Raw genomic sequence first — 20,061 nt, forward strand, 5'->3', positions numbered from 1 at the left:
CGTGTCAGAGCCTGTGAAGTCCACTCAGCACCCTTTCGAGCAGCGCGCGGTCGGGCCGGCCGGTGCCGTGCCCGGTGCCGTAGACGCGAATCTTTCCCTGGTCGGCGAGATCGCTGAGCAGGACGCGGACCACGCCCAGCGGCATCTTGAGCAGTGCGGAGATCTCCGCGACCGAGCGCATCCGGCGACACAGCTCGACGATCGCGCGCATCTCCGGCATCACGCGGTCCCCCCAACCGCCCGAGGTGAGTTCGGGCCGCTCCTCGGGGGCCTCCAGCGCGGCCACGAAGGTCTCGACGAGGAGCACGTGGCCGAACCGGGTCCGGCCGCCGGTCAGCGAATACGGCCGGACCCGCGCGGGTTTGCGGTCCCCGCCGCGCACGGGGAGTTTGGAGGTACTACTCACTGGACGTTCTCCATCGACTTGCGCAGTTCGGTGCGGAGTTCGGGGGTGAGGACGTGACCGGCCCGGCCGACGAAGAGCGCCATGTGGTAGGCGATGACGCTCATGTCGCAGTCGGGGGTGGCGTGGACGCCGAGCAGCGAGCCGTCGCTGATCGCCATGACGAACAGGCTGCCCTCGTCCATCGCGACCATCGTCTGCTTGACGGCTCCGCCGTCCATCAGCTTCGCCGCGCCGTTGGTCAGGCTGCCGAGCCCGGACACGATGGTCGCGAGGTCGGCGCTGGAACCCAGGGGGCCGTCGGTGCCGGTGTCCGGCGCGGGGCCCTCCGCCCGCTCGGGGTCGGAGGACAGCAGCATCAGACCGTCGGAGGAGACCACCGCGACGGAATGGATGCCGGGCACCTCGTCGACCAGATTCCCCAACAGCCAGTGCAGGTTACGTGCCTGGGTGCTCAGCCCGTGTCCATACGCAGTGGGCGCTTGCGCCTTCAATCGCGTGCCTCCTCGCCGATATGGCTTTCTCCCGGGGCCCCCGCTCCGTCGGTGTCCGTCTGTGGGATGGTCTGCTCCGCGGTGCTGTCCGCGATCTCGGCCGCCACGTCGCGGCGGCCGTCCCGCGCCCCCTGCTGGAAGCCGCCGAGCCGGCGGCGCAGTGCCTCGGCGTTGGCGGAGCCCAGCTTGCGGGGCGCGGCGGGCGCCTTCTTCTGCGCCACGTTCTTCGGGGTGCGCTTGGGCAGCCCGGTGGTGGTCCGGCGCTGGGGCCGGGGCGCACCGGGTGCCTGCGCCGGGGATGCCTGGCCCGGCAGCTCCGGGTCGGCGGGCTCCGGGTCAGGGAGCGTGGGGTCCGGGGCGGCGACCGGCTCCGGGGCCCGGTCGGGGGTCCCCTCCGGTGCCGGGCGGGTGTGCTGGTCGGGGCCTATCGCGTAGGGATCGGCGTCGGCGGGTGCCGGGGCGGCGTGCCGCCGCTTGCCGGGTGCCGGGACGGCCGGGGCGCCCTCGGCCGGGGATCCCTCGGCCTGCGGCGTGGTCTCCCCGGGGCGGCTGTGCTCGCCGGTGGTGCCGGCGGCGGGCCCGGCCGCGTACGGGCCGGGTGACTGGGGCCCGTACGGGCTCGGTTCGGCGCCGGCGGTGGCGTCGTGGGCGGCGGGCGGCGCGGCCGGGCCCTGCGACTGGGCCGGTACGGCTGGTGCTGCCGGGGTGGACGGTGCTGCCGGGGTGGACGGCGTGGCTTCGGCCGCGGCCTGGGCGGTGAGTCCCGCCGCGTCGATGGCCCGCTCGGCCGCCGCGACGAACGGGTCGCCGGCGAGCCCGCGTCCGCCGGCCGGTGCCCGGTCGGCGGGCGCCGGTTCCGGCGCGGTCTCGGCGGGCGGGGCCTGCGGGGCGTCCGCCACCGGGGCGGGGGCGGGCGCCGCGGGCGTCTCGGCGGCCGACTGCGCCGCCGGGTCGAGCCGGTGCGTGCGGGTCTGCAGGGTGTTGGAGTTGGCCTCCGCGATCGAGCCCGGGAGGGTCGGCGCGGCCGCCCCGGCCCGGTTCGCCGCCGGGGCGGCGGGCGCCGGTCCCGGGCGGTTCGGCAGGATCGAGCCGGGCAGCACGACGACGGCGGTGACGCCGCCCTGCGCGCGGTCCCGCAGCTGGACCCGCGCGCCGTGCCGGGCGGCCAGCCGCACCACCACGTACAGGCCCAGGCCCAGCGCCTCGTCCACGGTCTCGGAGGTCGAGGCGGCCTCGGCGTCCGCGAGCCGCTCGTTGACCTCCGCCAGCCGGTCCGCGGTCATGCCGATGCCCTCGTCCTCGACCGAGAGCATCAGCTCGCCGCTCTCCAGCAGCCAGCCGGAGAGCTCGACGTGGGCGTCGGGCGGGGAGAACGCGGTGGCGTTCTCCAGGAGTTCGGCCACCAGGTGGCTGATGTCGTCGGCGGCGAACCCGGCGACCTGGGCGTGCGGCGGCAGCGAGGTGATGCGGACCCGCTCGTACCGCTCGATCTCGCTGACCGCGGCGCGCAGCATGTCCAGCAGCGGCACCGGCCCGGAGTGGCTGCTGCCGTGCTGTTCGGCGCCGGCCAGCACCAGGAGGTTCTCGCTGTTGCGGCGCATCCGCGCACCGAAGTGGTCCAGCTTGAAGAGGGTGTCCAGCCGCTCCGGGTCCTGCTCGGACTCCTCCAGCGACTCGATGACCGCCAGCTGACGCTCCACCAGGCCCAGGGTGCGCAGCGAGAGGTTGACGAACCGGCCGTGCACGCCGGTGCGCAGCACCGCCAGCCGCTCGTTGAGCGCGGCGACCTCGTCCTTGAGCGCTTCGGCCTGCTCCTGGAGGACCTCCCGCTCGGCGACCAGCCGCTGCCGTCCGCCGACCAGCCGCTTGCGCTCGCCCTCCATCTCGGCGGTGCGCCGGGCGGTGTCGGCGATCTGGGCGTGCAGCGCGTTGACCGACCGGACGGTGGCGGCGAACTCGTCGTTGCGGCCCTTGTAGCTGATCGGGTCCTCGTGGCCGGGGTCGGCCGCCAGTCGCTTGGCGCCGATCCGCAGCGCGGCCAGCGGCTGGGTGAGGGTGCGGGCGGCCCAGATGCCGGTGCCGACGGCGACCAGGAGGCACAGCCCCTCCAGGGCGATGACGATCTCCATGTCCGTCACGTCGTCGTCGCGCAGCTGGCCCAGGCGCTGGATCTCGGCGGTGGCGAGGGCCGATTCGACGCCGCGCATGAGGCCGATGCGGGACGTGAGCGCCGCCTCCACCCGGCGCCGGCTCAGGGCGATGTCCCCGGCGTCGAGGTAGGGCTGGTCCGTCAGCTTGGTGAGGTAGCGCTCGGCGGTGTCGACGTCGGTGCCGTTGACGGTCCGCTGGTAGCGGTCCCGGGCGTCCGGGCTGGCGGCCTGGTTGAAGTCGCCGAGGGCGCCCTGCTCGCGGACGTGCGCGACCTGTGCGGCGGCGGTCAGACGAGGCTGGGTGCCGCCCGCCTTGAGGCCGGCGAGCAGCAGCGCCCGGGAGGCGGCGGCCTGGTCGACGGCCCGGCCGAGGGCGGGCAGGGCGCGGGTGTCGGCGGCGCCGGCGTCGGCCCGGGCGGGCAGGCCGCGGGCGATGTCGTCGCTGATCGTGCCGAGCGCCTGGACGGCCTCGCTGTAGGCGTCGTAGACCTGCTCGGCCGTGGACGGTCCGGCGAGCGCCTTCTGGCGGGTCTCCGGCAGCTGCTTGAGGAGCTTGTCGGCGGCGGCGAACGCGACGGTGTCGCCGGCCACGCCCTGGGCCTGGCTGCGCAGTTCGTCGATCTGCCGGTCCACCTGGGCGCGCTGGTCCTCGGTGGGGGCCGGGGAGAGGTTGCGGCCGGTGCGGCCGGCGGCGACGTACGCGGTCATCGCGTCGCGCTCGTCGGCGAGGGTGTGCGCGAGGGTGACCGCCTGGGCGTTCACCCCGGCCAGGTCGACCAGGTGCTGGCTGTCGCCCGCGTCGTGGACGGCCGTCATCAGGGCGGGGGCGCCGGCCCCCAGTACCGCCACCGCGACCACCGCGACGGCTCCCATGAGCCGGTTGCGGACCCGCGCGGGACGTCGTCCCGTGCCGTCCCCGGCTCCGCCCGCCGTCCCCGGTCCCGCACCGGGGCCCGTGCCCGGTACCGAGACCGATCCGGCCGGTGAGCCCGGCTTCCCTGCGCCGCCCCGAAGCCGCTTCTTCCGCACCGCTGCTCGCATTCCTGTCTCGCCTGCCCACGCCGTGTTGGCGTCGCGGACCCGGTTCGCTCACCGCTCGCGGGGCGGATCTGCGCGAAGACCGCGGCAGCGCACAATTCCGCGAAGGGGAACAGCCCGGCTCTGCGCGTCGCGACGAACGTCCTGACCACCCCGGTTGATCCGGGAAACGACCATTCCACCGGCGCCGCGCAGTGGCTCGGCAACACATGTCCGGCCACCTGAACGAGTGAACAACAATCGGAGTTTGACCATCAACTTCCGTGCGCCGCCCGCTCCGGCCGCAACCTCGCGCAACCCCCGGGCGGGTTTGGAGATGCGTGCCGGTCCTGGAAGGATGCCCGCCCGCAGCCGGCGCCCGGGCCCGCCGCGGCCGTCCGGGCCGCCGGTACCCCACCGCCCGTCGTGGCCGTCGGCCACCGCTTGGTTCCAGCCACCTCCGGCACACTTTCCGACATGCGCATCGAACTCGCCACCGAGCCGGGGGACCCCCAACGCCCCAACGAGGACTACGCGTCGGTCGCCCTACCTGCCTCCGGGGAAGGCGGCGCCCTGGTGCTGCTGGACGGGGTGACCCCGCCGGAGGGGGACGACGGCTGCGTCCATTCCGTGCCGTGGTTCACCGCGCGGCTCGGGGGCGCAATGCTCGAACTGTCGGTTTCACGCCGTGACATGACGCTGACTGAGGTTCTTGCCGCGGCCCTCGCCAGAACGGCCGACGCGCACCGCGCCACCTGTGACCTTTCTCACCCCCGCACGCCGCAGGCGACGGTGGTCGCCGCCCGTTGGTCCCACGAGGCCGTGGAACACCTGGTGCTGTCCGATTCCGTACTGCTCCTGGAGAAGGCGGACGGCTCGGTGCATCCGGTGCGCGACACCCGGCTGGACGCGCAGCCGCCCGCGGTCCGCGCCCGGCGGGCGGCGGTCCGGGCGCTACCCCCCGGGTCGGCCGAACGCGCGGCCGCGGCCCGGGAGTACGTCCGTGCGGTGGAGGCGCGGCGGAACGCCGAGGGCGGCTTCTTCACCGCGGCGGCCGATCCGTCGGTGGCCGTCCGCGCGGTCACCGGCACCACCCCGCGCGCCGAGGTCCGCGGACTGACCGCGCTGAGCGACGGCGCGGGCCGCTGGGTGGAGGTCTTCCGCGCGGGCTCCTGGGCCGCGTGCGCGGCGCTGGTCGCCGGGGCCGGGCCGCAGGCGCTGATCGACCGGGTGCGGGCACTGGAGGCGGCGGACCCGGAGTGCACCGCGCATCCGCGGGGCAAGGTCCGGGACGACGCGGCGGTGATCCGCGTCGTCCCCTGACGCGGAACCAGCGGCCGGGGCCGAGGGCGGCGGCCGCCCCCTCCGCCCCGGGGGCCTACCCCTCCTCGCCCGCCTCCTGCTCCGCGTTCAGCCGGTGCAGCAGGCGGGCGAGTTCGGCGACCTCGGCGCGGTCCCAGGAGACGAGGTTGCGGGCGTAGCGGGCGCGGCGGGCGGTGCGGACGCGGTTGAAGCGGTCCCGGCCCTCGTCGGTGATCCGCACCAGGACCGCGCGCCCGTCGTGCGGGTCGGGGGCGCGGGCCACCAGGCCGAGCTTCTCCAGGGCGTTCAACTGGCGGCTTATGGTCGCCTTGCCGACGCCGAAGAACGCGGCGAGGTCGGTGGCGCGCTGGGCGCCGGCGTCGGCGAGCCGCACCAGCAGCCCGTAGGCGGCCGGTTCGAGGTCGGGGTGGACCTCGCGGGCGAGTTCGCCGGAGGAGGCCCGGGCGCGGCGCAGGAACACCGCCAATTCGCGCTCCAGGGACAGGAAGGCGGGGTCCACTCCCATCGGCTCGCCGTCCGCCGTGGTTCCGCCGGCTCCGGTGTCGTGCACGTCAGCGCCCTTTCCCGCGTCGTCACATCCAGGAATTCCCCCGCTGTGCCCCCGTGCGTTTCCGTCGCCTGAAAATTTCCTTCCCGGCCGGACGGACCCGCAGTTGGGACAGTATTTCGCAGGATTAGACCAACGGCAGCTCCCGACCCCCTTTTGTCACGGGGGTCTACGCGCGTATCGTCATTTGTGGCATGGCCACACCAAGTGTGGTCCTGGTATCTCCCCCCCTCAAGGTCACTTCTCCGCAAAGTCACCGACCGAGATCCACCGAGATCTACGGAGGCACGCAATGCCCGTGCTCAGATCCGGCTCCCCCCACCGTTCCGTGCGCTCGCGCGCAAGCGTGGCCGGGACCCTCCTCGCGACCGTCTCCCTCCTCGTCGGCCTGCCCGGTACCGCGGGTGCCGCGGCCGGCACGCGCGCGCCCGAGCCCCGCCACCCGGAACAGGACTGGGCGGGCTCCCAGATCGCCAAGCACGAGGGCACCAAGGGCGGCGTGCTGCCGCCGCCGCCCTCCCTGACCGCGTCCGTCGAGGGCGTGGACGTCAGCAGCCACAACGGCAACGTCGCCTGGTCGACGCTGTGGGGCGCCGGCGTGAAGTTCGCCTACGTCAAGGCCACGGAGTCCACCAGCTACACCAACCCGTACTTCGCGCAGCAGTACAACGGCTCCTACAACTCCGGCATGATCCGCGGCTCCTACCACTTCGCCACGCCGGACACCTCCAGCGGCGCCGCCCAGGCCAACTACTTCGTCGACCACGGCGGCGGTTGGTCCAAGGACGGCAAGACGCTGCCCGGCGCACTGGACATGGAGTACAACCCCTACGGCGCGACCTGTTACGGGCTGAGCGCGACCGGGCTGGTGAACTGGATGAAGGACTGGTTCGCCACCTACAAGGCGCGCACCGGGCGGGACGCCGTCATCTACACCTCCACCAGCTGGTGGCAGCAGTGCACCGGCAACTCCGGGGCGTTCGGCGCCACCAACCCGCTGTGGGTCCCGCGCTACGGCTCGTCGGTCGGCGAACTCCCGGCCGGCTGGGGCTTCCACACCATCTGGCAGTACACCTCGACCGGCCCGACGGTCGGTGACCACAACCGCTTCAACGGGGCCTACGACCGGCTCCAGGCACTGGCCAACGGCTGACGCCGCGGCGCGGCCGGCCCGTCCCCCAGGGGCGGGCCGGCCGTGCGCACCACCGGTGTCAGGACCGGGCTACGCGGCGACCGGGACCACCGGCCGCTCCCCGTTCGCGGCCGGCGTCAGGGCCAGCTCCAGCACCTGCCGGACGTCCGCCACCGGGTGGATGTCGAGCGCTTCGAGGACCTCGGCCGGGACGTCGTCCAGGTCCGGTTCGTTGCGCTTGGGGAGGATCACCGTGGTGAGGCCGGCCCGGTGCGCCGCCAGCAGCTTCTGCTTGACGCCGCCGATCGGCAGCACCCGCCCGGTGAGCGAGACCTCACCGGTCATCGCGACGTCCGGCCGGACCGGACGGCCGGAGAGCAGCGAGGCCAGTGCGGTGGTCATCGTGATGCCCGCGCTGGGACCGTCCTTGGGGACGGCGCCGGCCGGCACGTGCAGGTGGACCCCGCGCTCCTTCAGATCGCCCACCGGAAGCTCCAGTTCGGCGCCGTGCGAGCGCAGGAAGGACAGCGCGATGTGCGCCGACTCCTTCATCACGTCGCCCAGCTGGCCGGTGAGCGTCAGGCCGGAGGCTCCGGTCTCCGGGTCGGCCAGCGACGCCTCGACGTACAGCACGTCGCCGCCGGCACCGGTGACCGCGAGTCCGGTGACCACCCCGGGCACCGCGGTCCGCCGCTCGGCCGGGTCCTGGGCCGACTCCGGGATGTGGTGCGGGCGCCCGATCAGCGGGCGCAGCGCGTCCGGCACGACCGTGAACGGCAGCTCCCGCTCGCCCAGTTCGTGCTGGGCGGCCACCTTGCGCAACAGTCGGGCGACCGACCGCTCCAGGTCCCGCACGCCGGCCTCGCGGGTGTACTCGCCGGCCAGCTTGCGCAGCGCGTCGTCGCTCACGGCCACCTCGCCGGGGGCCAGTCCGGCCCGTTCCAGCTGGCGCGGCACCAGGTGGTCGCGGGCGATGACGACCTTCTCGTCCTCGGTGTAGCCGTCCAGCCGGACCAGCTCCATGCGGTCCAGCAGCGGTGCGGGGATCGCCTCCAGGACGTTGGCGGTGGCCAGGAACACCACGTCGGACAGGTCCAGTTCGACCTCCAGGTAGTGGTCCCGGAAGGTGTGGTTCTGCGCCGGGTCCAGCACCTCCAGGAGGGCGGCGGAGGGGTCGCCCCGGTAGTCGGAGCCCACCTTGTCGATCTCGTCGAGGAGGACGACCGGGTTCATCGAGCCGGCCTCCTTGATGGCCCGCACGATCCGCCCGGGCAGTGCGCCCACGTACGTCCGCCGGTGGCCGCGGATCTCCGCCTCGTCCCGGATGCCGCCGAGGGCGACCCGGACGAACGTCCGCCCCATGGCCCGCGCCACGGACTCCCCGAGCGAGGTCTTGCCGACGCCCGGCGGCCCGACGAGGGCCAGCACGGCGCCGCCCGCCCGCCGCCCGGAGGCGCCCGCGGACTCCGGGCCCGGCCCGCGCTCCGCCCGCCGCTTGCGCACCGCCAGGTACTCGGTGATCCGCTCCTTGACGTCCTCCAGCCCGGCGTGGTCGGCGTCCAGCACCCGCTTGGCGCCGGCGATGTCGTAGGCGTCCTCGGTCCGTTCGTTCCATGGCAGTTCCAGGACGGTGTCCAGCCAGGTCCGGATCCAGGAGCCCTCGGGGCTCTGGTCGCTGGCCCGCTCCAGCTTCTCGACCTCCTTCAGGGCGGCCTTGCGGACCTCCGCGGGCAGGTCGGCGGCCTCGACGCGGGCGCGGTAGTCGTCGCCCTCGTCCTCCGGGTCGCCGTTGAGCTGGGCCAGCTCCTTGCGGACCGCCTCCAGTTGGCGACGGAGCAGGAACTCCCGCTGCTGCTTGTCGACGCCCTCCTGGACGTCCTTGGCGATGGACTCGGCGACGTCCTGCTCGGCGAGGTGGGAACGGAGCACGTCGGCGGCGTACTTCAGCCGGGCCACCGGGTCGGTGGTCTCCAGCAGGCGGAGCTTCTGCTCGCTCGTCAGGAACGGCAGGTACCCGGCGTTGTCGGCGAGCGTGGGGACGTCGTCGATGCCGGTGACCCGGTCGACGACCTGCCAGGCGCCGCGCTTGCGCAGCCAGCTGGTGGCCAGCGCCTTGTACGCGGTGACGAGTTCGCCGACGGAGCCGGGCAGGGGGTCGGGGACCGTCTCCTCGACGGGGGTGCCCTCCACCCAGAGCGCGGCGCCCGGGCCGGTGGTGCCGGAACCGATCCGCACCCGCCCCAGCCCGCGGATCAGCGCTCCGGGGTCGCCGTCGGACAGCCGACCGACCTGCTCGATCCGCCCGAGCGTGCCGATCGCCGCGTACGCCCCGTCGATCCGCGGCACCAGCAGGACCCTGGGCTTGCCGCCCGCCGCCCCGGACGTGGCGGCGGACTGGGCCGCCTCCACCGCGGCCCGCACCTCGGCGTCGGACAGGTCCAGGGGCACCACCATGCCGGGCAGGACGACCTCGTCGTCGAGGGGCAGCACGGGCAGGGTCAGCGTGGTGGACGCCGTGGACTCAGCAGTCATGATCTCCCCTTCGGCAAGCAAGTTGAGCTTTACTCACTCAATGCCGAGGGCCGCGACGTTGTTCCCCCGGACGTGTTCGCTGTGAGCGATCACGTGGGGGCAACTCGGTTGCGGGGCGGGGCGCCTGGGGCGGGCGGGACCAGCACCGGCGGCGGGCGGCGCTACCAGTGGGCGGGGCGGCGCAGCCCCTCCGGCAGCCGGGTGGCCGCGTCGCCCCGGGCCGCGTTCACCTGGGCCTGGGTCAGGAAGATGCTGCCGGTGAGGTCGGCGCCGCCCAGGTCGGCGTCCCGGAGGTCGGCACCGATCATGTCCGCGGAGCGCAGGTCGGCGCCCCGCAGGTCGGCCGCGATGAGGTACGCCCCGCGCAGGTTGGCGCCCCGCAGGTCGGCGCCCTTGAGCCGCGCCCCCATCAGGTCCGCCCCGCGCCGCTCCTTCTTCCGGCCGGGCACCCCGGCCCGGACCGACTCGCTGACCTTCAGCAGCAGGACGTTGACCGCACCGCGGTGGGCGGCCACGTCCAGTCCGGCCAGCTCCTCGGCGGTGCCCCGCGTCAGCTCCTCGGTCCGCTCCAGGGCGGCCCGCAGCTCCTCGTGCACGCCGGCGGGCAGCGCGGCGCGACTCGCTCCCGCGCGGCCGGCGGAAGGGGCGGAACCGGAGTCGGCGGCGGACGGCAGGGCCACCGCCTCCGTGAGGTACCAGAGCAGCTCGTGCAGCTGGCGCATCACGCCGAACGCGTCGAACATCGGCCGGGCGGTCTCCGGCGCGGTCCGCCAGTCCGTCCCGCCGAAGGTGACCTGGGAGACCTTCTGGCCGGCGCCGAAGCACTCGAAGACCGTGCAGCCGGCGAAGCCGCGCTGCCGCAGGTCGCGGTGGACGCCGCAGGCGAAGTCGGTCCGCAGGTTCGGACAGGGCCGGCCGGCCTCCTTGTCCAGGGCGAAGTCCGCCGACCGCGCGAACGGCAGCGCCACACAGCACAGGCCGAAGCAGTCGCCGCAGTCGGAGAGCAGCGGGAGCCGGGCGGCGTCCGGTGCCGGCGACGGGGTGGACGGGCGGTCCTGGGCGGGGCGGCGGCGCTCGTGCGACACGGTTCTTCTCTGCTCCTGCGGCCGGCGGTCGCCCTTCGTCACGGCGCCCGCGAAGGGCCCCATTCTCCGCGATCGACGGGGTGCACCGCGGCGCGGCCCGGCCGGGCGGGCGGTGCCGGCCTCAGACCGCCCGGCCGGGCCGCAGCGCCGGGTGCCCGAGGTCGCCGAGCAGCGGGGCCGGGCCGGAGCGCTGCGCCCGCCAGTACCGGAGCAGCGGCCAGGCGGCGATCCCCAGGGCGAGCGAGAGCGCGTGCCCCCAGTCGGTCATCGGATCGGCGTAGTCCAGCAGCCCGGACAGCACCTGGTAGCCGCCGGCGACCAGCAGCGGCCAGCGCAGCCAGGCGGGCAGCAGTCCGGCGAGCGCCCCGACGCAGGTCATCACGCCGAAACTGATGCCGTAGTCGAGGCGGTGCAGCGAGCTGTCCGGCAGCCCGCCGGCGGCGACCGAGAAGCCGACCGGCAGCTCGGTGGCGAGCGTGGCCAGCGCGTGTCCGCCGAAGAACACCGCCGCGCTGCGCACCCCGCCGATCCGCCGCTCCAGCGCGGTCAGCACGAAGAGGAACGCCAGGGCGAACCCCGAGAGCAGTCCGCCGGCGCTCCACAGGGCGCTGGCGGCCAGCACCAGCAGCGGCGCCTGCGCGAGGTGGACCACGTCCGTGCTGGAGCCCTGGAGCAGGGCGGAGACCACGGACGGGTCACCGTGGTCGGCGTAGAGCGAGGTGCCCACGAGCAGGACGGCGTAGCAGAACGTGAAGGGGGTGCCGGTCGGAGTGGGCAGCAGCAGCCAGGGGCGCGGCCGGCTCCGGCGGGCCGGGGTGGGAGCCGGCGTGGGGGCCACCGCCGCCGCCACCAGCGCGGCCGGCGGGGCGTCGGCGACCGGTGCGGCCGCGTCGCCGCGCTGCCGGGGCAGCCCGGTCAGGAGCACCGGGGCGCCCTCGGCCGCACCGTCCCCGAGCTGCGGAGCACCGGCCGTCTCCACCGCACTCGCCATCGCACGTCCCTTCCGCCACCCGCACGCACCGTCCGCGGTCCACTGTGCACGGCCAAGCCATGAGTCAGCTGTGCGAGTGACATCCCTCACAGTCCGCAACCCCCGTGCGGTGCACCGCGTCCTTTTCGGCCCGCCTCCGGAGCCGTCCCGCAGCCGCCCCGAAGACAGGCCCGGAGGCCGTCCGTCACCGGTGGACCACGCCCCCGGGCGTTGGCCAAGATGACCGCATGGCTCCCGATCACCCCTGGCATCCGACCGCCGGCACCGAGCCGGCCGTGCACACCCTCGACCGACGCGAGGGCCCCTACGGAGAGGTGGTGCTGCGGCGCCGGGACCCGGGCGCCGCGGGCCCCCACGCCCCCGAACCGGCCGGCCCGGTCTACGAGATCATCGCCAACGGCTGCTTCCTGATGGACACCTCCGACGGGCGTTCCGAACGGCGGTTGGTGGACGCCGCGCTGGCCGCGCTGCCGCCCGACCGCGCCCGCCCCGCGGTGCTGATCGGCGGGCTGGGCGTGGGCTTCTCGCTGGTCCGGGCGGCCGGCCAGCCGCGCTGGGGCCGGATCGCGGTCGTCGAACGGGAGGCGGCGGTGATCGACTGGCACCGCACGGGTCCGCTGTCGGCGATCTCCGGCCCGGCGCTGGCCGATCCGCGCACCGAGGTCCTGCACACCGACCTGGTGGCCCACCTGCGCGAAGGGACCGACCAACTCGCCTACGACGCACTGTGCTTGGACATCGACAACGGCCCCGACTGGACCGTCACCGAGGACAACGGCGGGCTCTACTCCCCCGCCGGCCTGGCCGCCTGCCGGGACCGGCTGACCCCCGGCGGGGTGCTCGCGGTGTGGTCCGCGCAGCCGTCGGCGGCGTTCGAGCGGGCGCTGGGAAATGCCGGATTCGAGGGCGTACGGACCGAAGAGATCCCGGTTGCCCGAGGCGTCCCGGACGTGGTCCACCTGGCGCTCCGGTCCGCGTAGGGCGCGTAGCCGACTGTCACATCATGCCCTTACGCTGCTGCCCAGCAAGACGCGACCACGCAGGGCACATGCAGGGGCGGGCGATGGACCAGACTCAGACAACCCAGGGCGGCACCACCGCGGCCACGCCGGGCGCCCAGCGCCGGGTGCTGGTCGTGGAGGACGATCCGACGATCGTCGACGCCATCGCGGCCCGGCTGCGCGCGGAGGGCTTCCAGGTGCAGACGGCCACCGACGGCCCGGCCGCCGTGGACACGGCCGAGGCGTGGCAGCCCGACCTGCTCGTCCTCGACGTGATGCTGCCGGGCTTCGACGGCCTGGAGGTGTGCCGCCGGGTGCAGGCGCAGCGCCCGGTGCCGGTGATGATGCTCACCGCCCGGGACGACGAGACCGACATGCTGGTGGGCCTCGGCGTCGGCGCCGACGACTACATGACCAAGCCGTTCTCCATGCGGGAGCTGGCCGCCCGGGTGCACGTCCTGCTGCGCCGGGTGGAGCGGGCCGCTCTGGCCGCGCACACCCCGCGCAGCGGCATCCTGCGGCTCGGCGAGCTGGAGATCGACCACGCCCAGCGCCGGGTGCGGGTGCGCGGCAGCGACGTCCACCTCACCCCCACCGAGTTCGACCTGCTGGTCTGCCTGGCGAACACCCCGCGTGCGGTGCTCTCCCGCGAGCAGTTGCTGGCCGAGGTCTGGGACTGGGCGGACGCCTCCGGCACGCGGACGGTCGACAGCCACATCAAGGCGCTGCGCCGCAAGATCGGTGCCGAGCGCATCCGCACGGTCCACGGCGTCGGGTACGCGCTGGAGACCCCGCCCGCATGATCCGTCGGTGGCGGCCGCGGGCGCGGGACCTGTGGGACCGGTTCTGGGAGGCGTTGCGGCCCCTGGACCCGTACCGCTCGGTCAAGGCGGCGCTCGGCGCCCTGGTCATCGTCTCGGTGATCATCACCACACTCCTGGTGTTCGTGGCGATGCACTCGGCGACCGAGCTGCGGGTGATCACGGTCTTCTCGATCATCGCCTCGCTGCTGATCACCCAGTTCGTGGCCACCGGGCTGACCGCCCCGCTCGGCGAGATGACCGAGGTGACCCGGTCGATGGCGCACGGTGACTACACCCGCCGGGTGCGCGCGGACCGCCGCGACGAGTTCGGCGACCTGGCCGACGCGTTCAACCGCATGGCCGCCGACCTGGAAGCGGTGGACACCCACCGCAAGGAACTGGTCGCCAACGTCTCGCACGAGCTGCGCACCCCCATCGCGGCCCTGCGCGCGGTGCTGGAGAACGTCGTCGACGGCGTCTGCGAGCCCGACTCGGACACCATGCGCACGGCGCTGAAGCAGACCGAGCGGCTGGGCCGGCTGGTGGAGCACCTGCTGGACCTGTCCCGGTTGGACAACGGCGTGGTGCCGCTGCACGCCCGGCGCTTCGAGGTCTGGCCGTACCTGTCCGGGGTGCTCAAGGAGGCGAACATGAGCCGCGGCGCCACCACCCTCTCCGGGCTCTCCCGGCTCGCCGGCTCCGGCACCCACACCCGTGCGGACGTCCACCTCCACCTCGACGTCTCCCCGCCGGAGCTGACCGCGCACGCCGACGCCGAGCGGCTCCACCAGGTCGTCGCCAACCTCATCGACAACGCGATCAAGCACAGCCCCCGGCACGGCCGGGTCACCGTGCGGGCCCGGCGCGGCGACGGGCCGGAGAGCCTGGTGCTGGAGGTGCAGGACGAGGGCCCCGGCATCCCGGAGTCGGAGCGCTACCGGGTCTTCGAGCGGTTCAACCGCGGCGGGCCGGCCCCCTCGGGCCCGGGCGCCGACGGCGGGACGGGGCTCGGCCTGGCGATCGCGCGCTGGGCGGTGGACCTGCACGGCGGACGGATCGGGGTGGCCGAATCACCCCGAGGTTGCCGAATCCGGGTCACTCTTCCAGGGCTGGAGTCATCCCGAGGTTGACGCCGACTGTCGTAGGGTCGGTGGTGGGAGCACTCATTACGGGGTGCGACGGCGATCCGTGCTACCCGCACGCAGCCAAACCACGGGTATTTCCCGCCAAGTCGAGCCCCGAAACCCTTCGGTGAATGTGACGTGCGCGACGAGTGGCCCTCCCGGACTGCACCAAAGGTCACAAGAGGCGTAGCCTTTATTCCCGCTGTCCACCACCTTAGGAAGCGGAAGAGGGCGGTTGCCGCCGTGTCGCTACAGTCCCCCAACAGTGCGAGTGTCTCGTCCGAACAGGAAGAGCAGCGGAAGAATCCCGCTGCCGCGTTCGGCTCCAACGAGTGGCTCGTCGACGAGATCTACCAGCAGTACCTCCAGGACCCGAACTCGGTAGACCGAGCCTGGTGGGACTTCTTTGCCGACTACAAGCCAGGCGCCGCCAGCGCGCCGAGCCAGCCGGCAGCGGACGCTGCTCCGGCGGCCCCGGCCCCGTCGGCGCCGGCTCCCGCGGCGGCTCCCGCCGCTGAGGCCCCGAAGCCCCCCGCCGCGGCCGCCGCCCCGGCGAAGCCCGCTGCCAGCGCCGCGCCGGCGCCCGCGAAGCCCGCGGCGAAGCCGGCCCCGGCGGCCAAGCAGCCCGCCGCGAGCAACGGCGCGGCGCCCGAGGGCCCCGAGCTGGTGACCCTGCGCGGCCCGTCCGCGGCCGTGGCGAAGAACATGAGCGCGTCCCTGGAGCTGCCGACGGCCACGTCCGTCCGTGCGGTCCCGGTGAAGCTGCTGTTCGACAACCGGATCGTCATCAACAACCACCTCAAGCGCGCCCGCGGCGGGAAGGTCTCCTTCACGCACGTCATCGGGTACGCGATGGTGCAGGCCCTCAAGGCCATGCCGTCGATGAACAACTCCTTCGCGGAGAAGGACGGCAAGCCGACGCTGGTCAAGCCGCCGCACATCAACCTCGGCCTGGCCATCGACCTGGTCAAGGCGAAGGGCGAGCGCCAGCTGGTCGTCGCGGCCATCAAGAAGGCCGAGACGCTGAGCTTCTTCGAGTTCTGGCAGGCGTACGAGGACATCGTCCGCCGGGCCCGGGACAACAAGCTCACGATGGACGACTTCACCGGGGTCACCGCGTCGCTGACCAACCCCGGCGGCATCGGCACCGTCCACTCGGTGCCGCGCCTGATGCCCGGCCAGTCGATGATCATGGGCGTCGGCTCGATGGACTACCCGGCCGAGTTCCAGGGCACCTCGCAGGACGCCCTGAACAAGCTGGGCGTCTCCAAGGTCATGACGCTGACCAGCACCTATGACCACCGGGTGATCCAGGGCGCCGCCTCCGGCGAGTTCCTGCGGATCATGAGCCAGCTGCTGCTCGGCGAGAACGACTTCTACGACGACATCTTCAAGTCGCTGCGGATCCCCTACGAGCCGATCCGCTGGATGCGCGACATCGACGCGTCGCACGACGACGACGTCACCAAGGCCGCGCGGGTCTTCGAGCTGATCCACTCCTACCGGCAGCGCGGCCACGTCATGGCCGACACCGACCCGCTAGAGTACCACCAGCGCAAGCACCCCGACCTGGACATCACCGAGCACGGCCTCACCCTGTGGGACCTGGAGCGGGAGTTCGCGGTCGGTGGCTTCGCCGGCAAGTCGATGATGAAGCTGCGCGACATCCTGGGCGTGCTGCGCGACTCGTACTGCCGCACCACCGGCATCGAGTTCATGCACATCCAGGACCCCAAGCAGCGCAAGTGGATCCAGGACCGGGTCGAGCGCCCGCACAAGTCGCCCGAGCGCGACGAGCAGCTGCGCATCCTGCGCCGGCTGAACTCCGCCGAGGCGTTCGAGACGTTCCTGCAGACCAAGTACGTCGGCCAGAAGCGCTTCTCCCTGGAGGGCGGCGAATCGGTCATCCCGCTGCTGGACGCGGTCATCGACTCCGCGGCCGAGGCGCGGCTGGACGAGGCCGTCATCGGCATGGCCCACCGCGGCCGGCTCAACGTGCTGGCGAACATCGTCGGCAAGTCCTACGCGCAGCTCTTCCGCGAGTTCGAGGGCAACCTCGACCCGAAGTCGATGCACGGCTCCGGCGACGTGAAGTACCACCTGGGCGCCGAGGGCACCTTCACCGGCCTGGACGGCGAGCAGATCACCGTCTCGCTGGCCGCGAACCCCTCCCACCTGGAGGCCGTCGACCCGATCGTCGAGGGCATCGCCCGCGCCAAGCAGGACATCATCAACAAGGGCGGCACGGACTTCACGGTCCTGCCGATCCAGCTGCACGGTGACGCGGCGTTCGCCGGTCAGGGCGTGGTCGCGGAGACGCTGAACATGTCCCAGCTGCGCGGCTACCGCACCGGCGGCACGGTGCACGTGGTCATCAACAACCAGGTCGGCTTCACCGCCGCGCCGGAGTCCTCGCGCTCCTCCATGTACGCCACCGACGTGGCCCGCATGATCGAGGCGCCGATCTTCCACGTGAACGGCGACGACCCCGAGGCCGTCGTCCGGGTCGCCCGGCTCGCCTTCGAGTTCCGCCAGGCGTTCAACAAGGACGTGGTCATCGACCTCATCTGCTACCGCCGCCGCGGCCACAACGAGCTGGACAACCCGGCCTTCACCCAGCCGCTGATGTACGACCTGATCGACAAGAAGCGCTCGGTGCGCAAGCTCTACACCGAGTCGCTGATCGGCCGGGGCGACATCACCCTCGAAGAGGCGGAGCAGGCGCTCCAGGACTTCCAGGGCCAGTTGGAGAAGGTCTTCACCGAGGTCCGCGACGCCACCACCACGCCGGCCACGCCCGAGGTGCCGCAGCCGCAGGCGGAGTTCCCGGTGCACGTGGAGACCGCGGTCTCCCAGGAGATCGTCAAGCGGATCGCCGAGTCCCAGGTCAACATCCCCGACAACATCACCGTCCACCCGCGGCTGCTGCCCCAGCTACAGCGCCGGGCGACGATGGTCGAGGAAGGCACCATCGACTGGGGCATGGGCGAGACCCTGGCCATCGGTTCGCTGCTGATGGAGGGCACCCCGGTCCGGCTCGCCGGCCAGGACTCCCGCCGCGGCACGTTCGGCCAGCGCCACGCGGTGCTGATCGACCGGGAGACCGGTGGAGACTACACCCCGCTGCTGTACCTGTCCGAGGACCAGGCCCGCTTCAACGTCTACGACTCGCTGCTCAGCGAGTACGCGGCGATGGGCTTCGAGTACGGCTACTCGCTGGCCCGTCCGGACGCGCTGGTGATGTGGGAGGCGCAGTTCGGTGACTTCACCAACGGCGCGCAGACCGTCATCGACGAGTTCATCTCGTCCGCGGAGCAGAAGTGGGGCCAGACCTCCGGCGTCACCCTGCTGCTCCCGCACGGCTACGAGGGCCAGGGCCCGGACCACTCCTCGGCCCGGATCGAGCGCTTCCTCCAGCTGTGCGCGCAGAACAACATGACCGTCGCGATGCCGACGCTCCCGTCGAACTACTTCCACCTGCTGCGCTGGCAGGTGCACAACCCGCACCACAAGCCGCTGGTCGTCTTCACCCCGAAGTCGATGCTGCGTCTGAAGGCCGCGGCGTCGAAGGCGGCGGAGTTCACCACCGGCGGCTTCCGTCCGGTCATCGGCGACGCCGCGGTCAAGCCCGAGGACGTCCGCAAGGTCGTCTTCTGCTCCGGCAAGGTCTACTACGACCTGGAGGAAGAGCGGAACAAGCGCGGCGCGTTCGACACCGCGCTGGTCCGGATCGAGCGGCTGTACCCGCTGCCCGGCAAGGAGCTCCAGGCGGAGATCGCCAAGTTCCCGAACGCCGAGAAGTACCTGTGGGCGCAGGAGGAGCCGGCGAACCAGGGTGCCTGGCCGTTCCTCGGTCTGAACCTGATCGACCACCTGGACCTGGCGGTCGGCGCCGACGTCCCGCACGGTGAGCGCCTGCGCCGCATCTCGCGGCCGCACGGCTCGTCGCCGGCGGTCGGCTCGGCCAAGCGGCACCAGGCCGAGCAGGCCCAGCTGGTGGCCGAGGTCTTCGACGCGTGAGTGTCTAGCCACCGCTGAGCGCGGTCCGCGAAGGGCCCGTTCCCACCGTTCGGTGGGGCGGGCCCTTCGGGCTGTCCGGGGTGGTGCGGCCGCCCCCGACCGGTGGCACGGCGGCCCGGTGCGGCTGCCTATCCTGGCCGCAATGTCCTTTTGACCTGCTGGAGAGCACGTGTATTTCACTGACCGCGGCATCGAGGAGCTGGAGAACCGGCGCGGCGAGGAGGAGGTCACCCTCGGGTGGGTGGCCGAGCAGCTCCGCACGTTCGTCGACCTCAACCCGGACTTCGAGGTTCCGGTGGAGCGGCTGGCCACCTGGCTGGCCCGGCTGGACGACGAGGACGACGAGTAGGGGCGACGGGCGATAGGCCGACGGGGGCGCCGTCGCCGCCGTCACCTAGGGGAACGGAGGGGGCGCATCAGGGCACGGTCAGGGGCGGACCGGCTTGACTCCCACAGGCTGCGATATATCGTGTCTAACGAAGACGCGATATGTTGCGTTGTCTGCCTACCCAGGGGAGGCCAGGTATGTCAGCCCGGACCGAATGGACGGTCTCCGCACCGCGCACACTGGAGATCGAGGAGCCGGTCAACGCCCTCTCCGTGCGCCTGATGGGCGGCACCGTCAACGTCGTCGGCACCTCCGAGGAGGGGCCGGCCCGGCTGGAGGTGTCCGAGCTGCACGGCCCGCAGGTCGTGGTCTCCGTCGAGGACGGCACCCTCTCCGTCGGCTACGACGACCTGCCGTGGAAGGGCTTCTTGACGTTCCTGGAGCGCAAGGGCTGGAACCGCAGCGCGGTGGTCTCGGTGACGGTGCCGGCCACCACCCGCGTCGAGGTCGGGGTGGTCGGCGCCGGTGTGGTCATCTCCGGCGTCTCGGGCCGCACGGAGTTGCGCGGGGTCAACGGCGACAGCGCCCTCGTCGGGCTCTCCGGCCCGGTCCGCGCCGACACCGTCGCCGGCAACGTCGAGGCGCAGGCCCTGACCGGCGACCTCCGGTTCAACTCCGTCTCGGGCGACCTGACCGTCGTCGAGGGCACCGGCGGCGCGGTGCACGCCGACTCCGTCAGTGGTGACATGGTCCTGGACCTGGACCCGTCGGCCGGCGCGCAGATCGACCTGACCACGGTCTCCGGCGAGATCGCCATCCGGCTGCCCGACCCGGCCGACGCCAAGGTGGACGCCGGCACCACCACCGGCGCGGTCACCAACGCCTTCGACGACCTGCGGGTCACCGGCCAGTGGGGCGCCAAGCGCATCACCGGTTCGCTGGGGGCCGGCACCGGCCGACTCAAGGCCACCACCGTCTCCGGCGCCCTCGCCCTGCTGCGCCGCCCCGCCCACGACGAGCCGGACGGCCCCGCCGGCGGGTCGCCGGACGACGGAGCGGGCGACGACCCCTCCCCCACGACCCCGCCCGCCGGGAAGAAGGTGCTCTGAGC

At 73.2% G+C, this 20,061-nt stretch carries 15 protein-coding genes; 8 read left to right on the top strand and 7 right to left on the bottom strand.

Going from position 1 to position 20,061, the window contains the following annotated elements; translation table 11 throughout:
* Window positions 1-4: 4 nt before the first annotated feature.
* From ACJ6WD_RS22355 to ACJ6WD_RS22365, 3 genes are read right to left on the bottom strand one after another with little or no spacing between them, the layout of a single operon-like run.
* Window positions 5-406 (bottom strand): DUF742 domain-containing protein, encoded by a 402-nt coding sequence (locus tag ACJ6WD_RS22355; protein WP_016575702.1) that lies wholly within the window; start codon window positions 404-406, stop codon window positions 5-7.
* Entirely contained in the window at window positions 403-897 is a 495-nt protein-coding gene (locus ACJ6WD_RS22360; protein WP_233656798.1) for a roadblock/LC7 domain-containing protein, read from the bottom strand. Before ACJ6WD_RS22360 ends, ACJ6WD_RS22355 begins: the two co-directional genes overlap by 4 nt.
* The gene (locus ACJ6WD_RS22365; protein WP_407616391.1) at window positions 894-3,920 is read right to left on the bottom strand and encodes a nitrate- and nitrite sensing domain-containing protein; all 3,027 of its coding nucleotides are present in this window, start codon (window positions 3,918-3,920) and stop codon (window positions 894-896) included. The genes ACJ6WD_RS22360 and ACJ6WD_RS22365 overlap by 4 nt, the downstream gene beginning before the upstream one ends.
* Before the next feature lie 621 nt (window positions 3,921-4,541).
* Between ACJ6WD_RS22365 and ACJ6WD_RS22370 the strand changes: the two genes are divergently transcribed.
* Entirely contained in the window at window positions 4,542-5,387 is an 846-nt protein-coding gene (locus ACJ6WD_RS22370) for a hypothetical protein (RefSeq protein WP_407616392.1), read from the top strand.
* A 55-nt stretch (window positions 5,388-5,442) separates the two neighbouring features.
* Here the strand turns inward: ACJ6WD_RS22370 and ACJ6WD_RS22375 are convergent, their stop codons facing one another.
* Window positions 5,443-5,937 carry a MarR family winged helix-turn-helix transcriptional regulator gene (locus ACJ6WD_RS22375; protein ID WP_016574676.1) on the bottom strand — a complete coding sequence of 165 codons (495 nt, stop codon included), beginning with the start codon at window positions 5,935-5,937 and terminating at the stop codon, window positions 5,443-5,445.
* Window positions 5,938-6,226: 289 nt separating this feature from the next.
* On the opposite strand from ACJ6WD_RS22375, the gene ACJ6WD_RS22380 reads away from it, so the two are divergent.
* On the top strand, window positions 6,227-7,087 hold the full coding sequence (locus tag ACJ6WD_RS22380) for a lysozyme (RefSeq protein WP_233656801.1): 861 nt from the start codon (window positions 6,227-6,229) through the stop codon (window positions 7,085-7,087).
* Between the two features lie 69 nt (window positions 7,088-7,156).
* On the opposite strand, the gene lon is transcribed toward ACJ6WD_RS22380, so the two are convergent.
* The 3 genes from lon to ACJ6WD_RS22395 all read right to left on the bottom strand — a co-directional run bounded on the left by lon (window position 7,157) and on the right by ACJ6WD_RS22395 (window position 11,674).
* The gene (gene lon, locus ACJ6WD_RS22385) at window positions 7,157-9,598 is read right to left on the bottom strand and encodes an endopeptidase La (RefSeq protein ID WP_407616393.1); all 2,442 of its coding nucleotides are present in this window, start codon (window positions 9,596-9,598) and stop codon (window positions 7,157-7,159) included.
* 161 nt (window positions 9,599-9,759) lie between these two features.
* Entirely contained in the window at window positions 9,760-10,683 is a 924-nt protein-coding gene (locus ACJ6WD_RS22390) for a pentapeptide repeat-containing protein (protein WP_407616394.1), read from the bottom strand.
* A 121-nt stretch (window positions 10,684-10,804) separates the two neighbouring features.
* Window positions 10,805-11,674: a rhomboid-like protein gene (locus tag ACJ6WD_RS22395; protein WP_407616395.1), complete on the bottom strand. Its 870-nt coding sequence runs from the start codon at window positions 11,672-11,674 to the stop codon at window positions 10,805-10,807.
* A 227-nt stretch (window positions 11,675-11,901) separates the two neighbouring features.
* On the opposite strand from ACJ6WD_RS22395, the gene ACJ6WD_RS22400 reads away from it, so the two are divergent.
* From ACJ6WD_RS22400 to ACJ6WD_RS22425, 6 genes are all read left to right on the top strand, one after another.
* Window positions 11,902-12,654 carry a spermidine synthase gene (locus tag ACJ6WD_RS22400; RefSeq protein ID WP_407616396.1) on the top strand — a complete coding sequence of 251 codons (753 nt, stop codon included), beginning with the start codon at window positions 11,902-11,904 and terminating at the stop codon, window positions 12,652-12,654.
* Window positions 12,655-12,737: 83 nt separating this feature from the next.
* Entirely contained in the window at window positions 12,738-13,478 is a 741-nt protein-coding gene (locus ACJ6WD_RS22405; RefSeq protein WP_016570288.1) for a response regulator transcription factor, read from the top strand.
* On the top strand, window positions 13,475-14,608 hold the full coding sequence (locus ACJ6WD_RS22410) for a cell wall metabolism sensor histidine kinase WalK (RefSeq protein WP_016570287.1): 1,134 nt from the start codon (window positions 13,475-13,477) through the stop codon (window positions 14,606-14,608). The genes ACJ6WD_RS22405 and ACJ6WD_RS22410 overlap by 4 nt, the downstream gene beginning before the upstream one ends.
* Window positions 14,609-14,845: 237 nt before the next feature.
* Window positions 14,846-18,622, top strand: coding sequence for a multifunctional oxoglutarate decarboxylase/oxoglutarate dehydrogenase thiamine pyrophosphate-binding subunit/dihydrolipoyllysine-residue succinyltransferase subunit (locus ACJ6WD_RS22415; RefSeq protein ID WP_331247249.1), 3,777 nt, complete (start codon window positions 14,846-14,848; stop codon window positions 18,620-18,622).
* A gap of 169 nt (window positions 18,623-18,791) precedes the next feature.
* Entirely contained in the window at window positions 18,792-18,971 is a 180-nt protein-coding gene (locus ACJ6WD_RS22420; protein ID WP_004937694.1) for a DUF6104 family protein, read from the top strand.
* A 176-nt stretch (window positions 18,972-19,147) separates the two neighbouring features.
* Window positions 19,148-20,059 (top strand): DUF4097 family beta strand repeat-containing protein, encoded by a 912-nt coding sequence (locus ACJ6WD_RS22425; protein WP_331247250.1) that lies wholly within the window; start codon window positions 19,148-19,150, stop codon window positions 20,057-20,059.
* Window positions 20,060-20,061: the final 2 nt, after the last annotated feature.

It is taken from the genome of Streptomyces sp. VTCC 41912, from assembly GCF_045799175.1.
Classification (GTDB): domain Bacteria; phylum Actinomycetota; class Actinomycetes; order Streptomycetales; family Streptomycetaceae; genus Streptomyces; species Streptomyces albulus_C.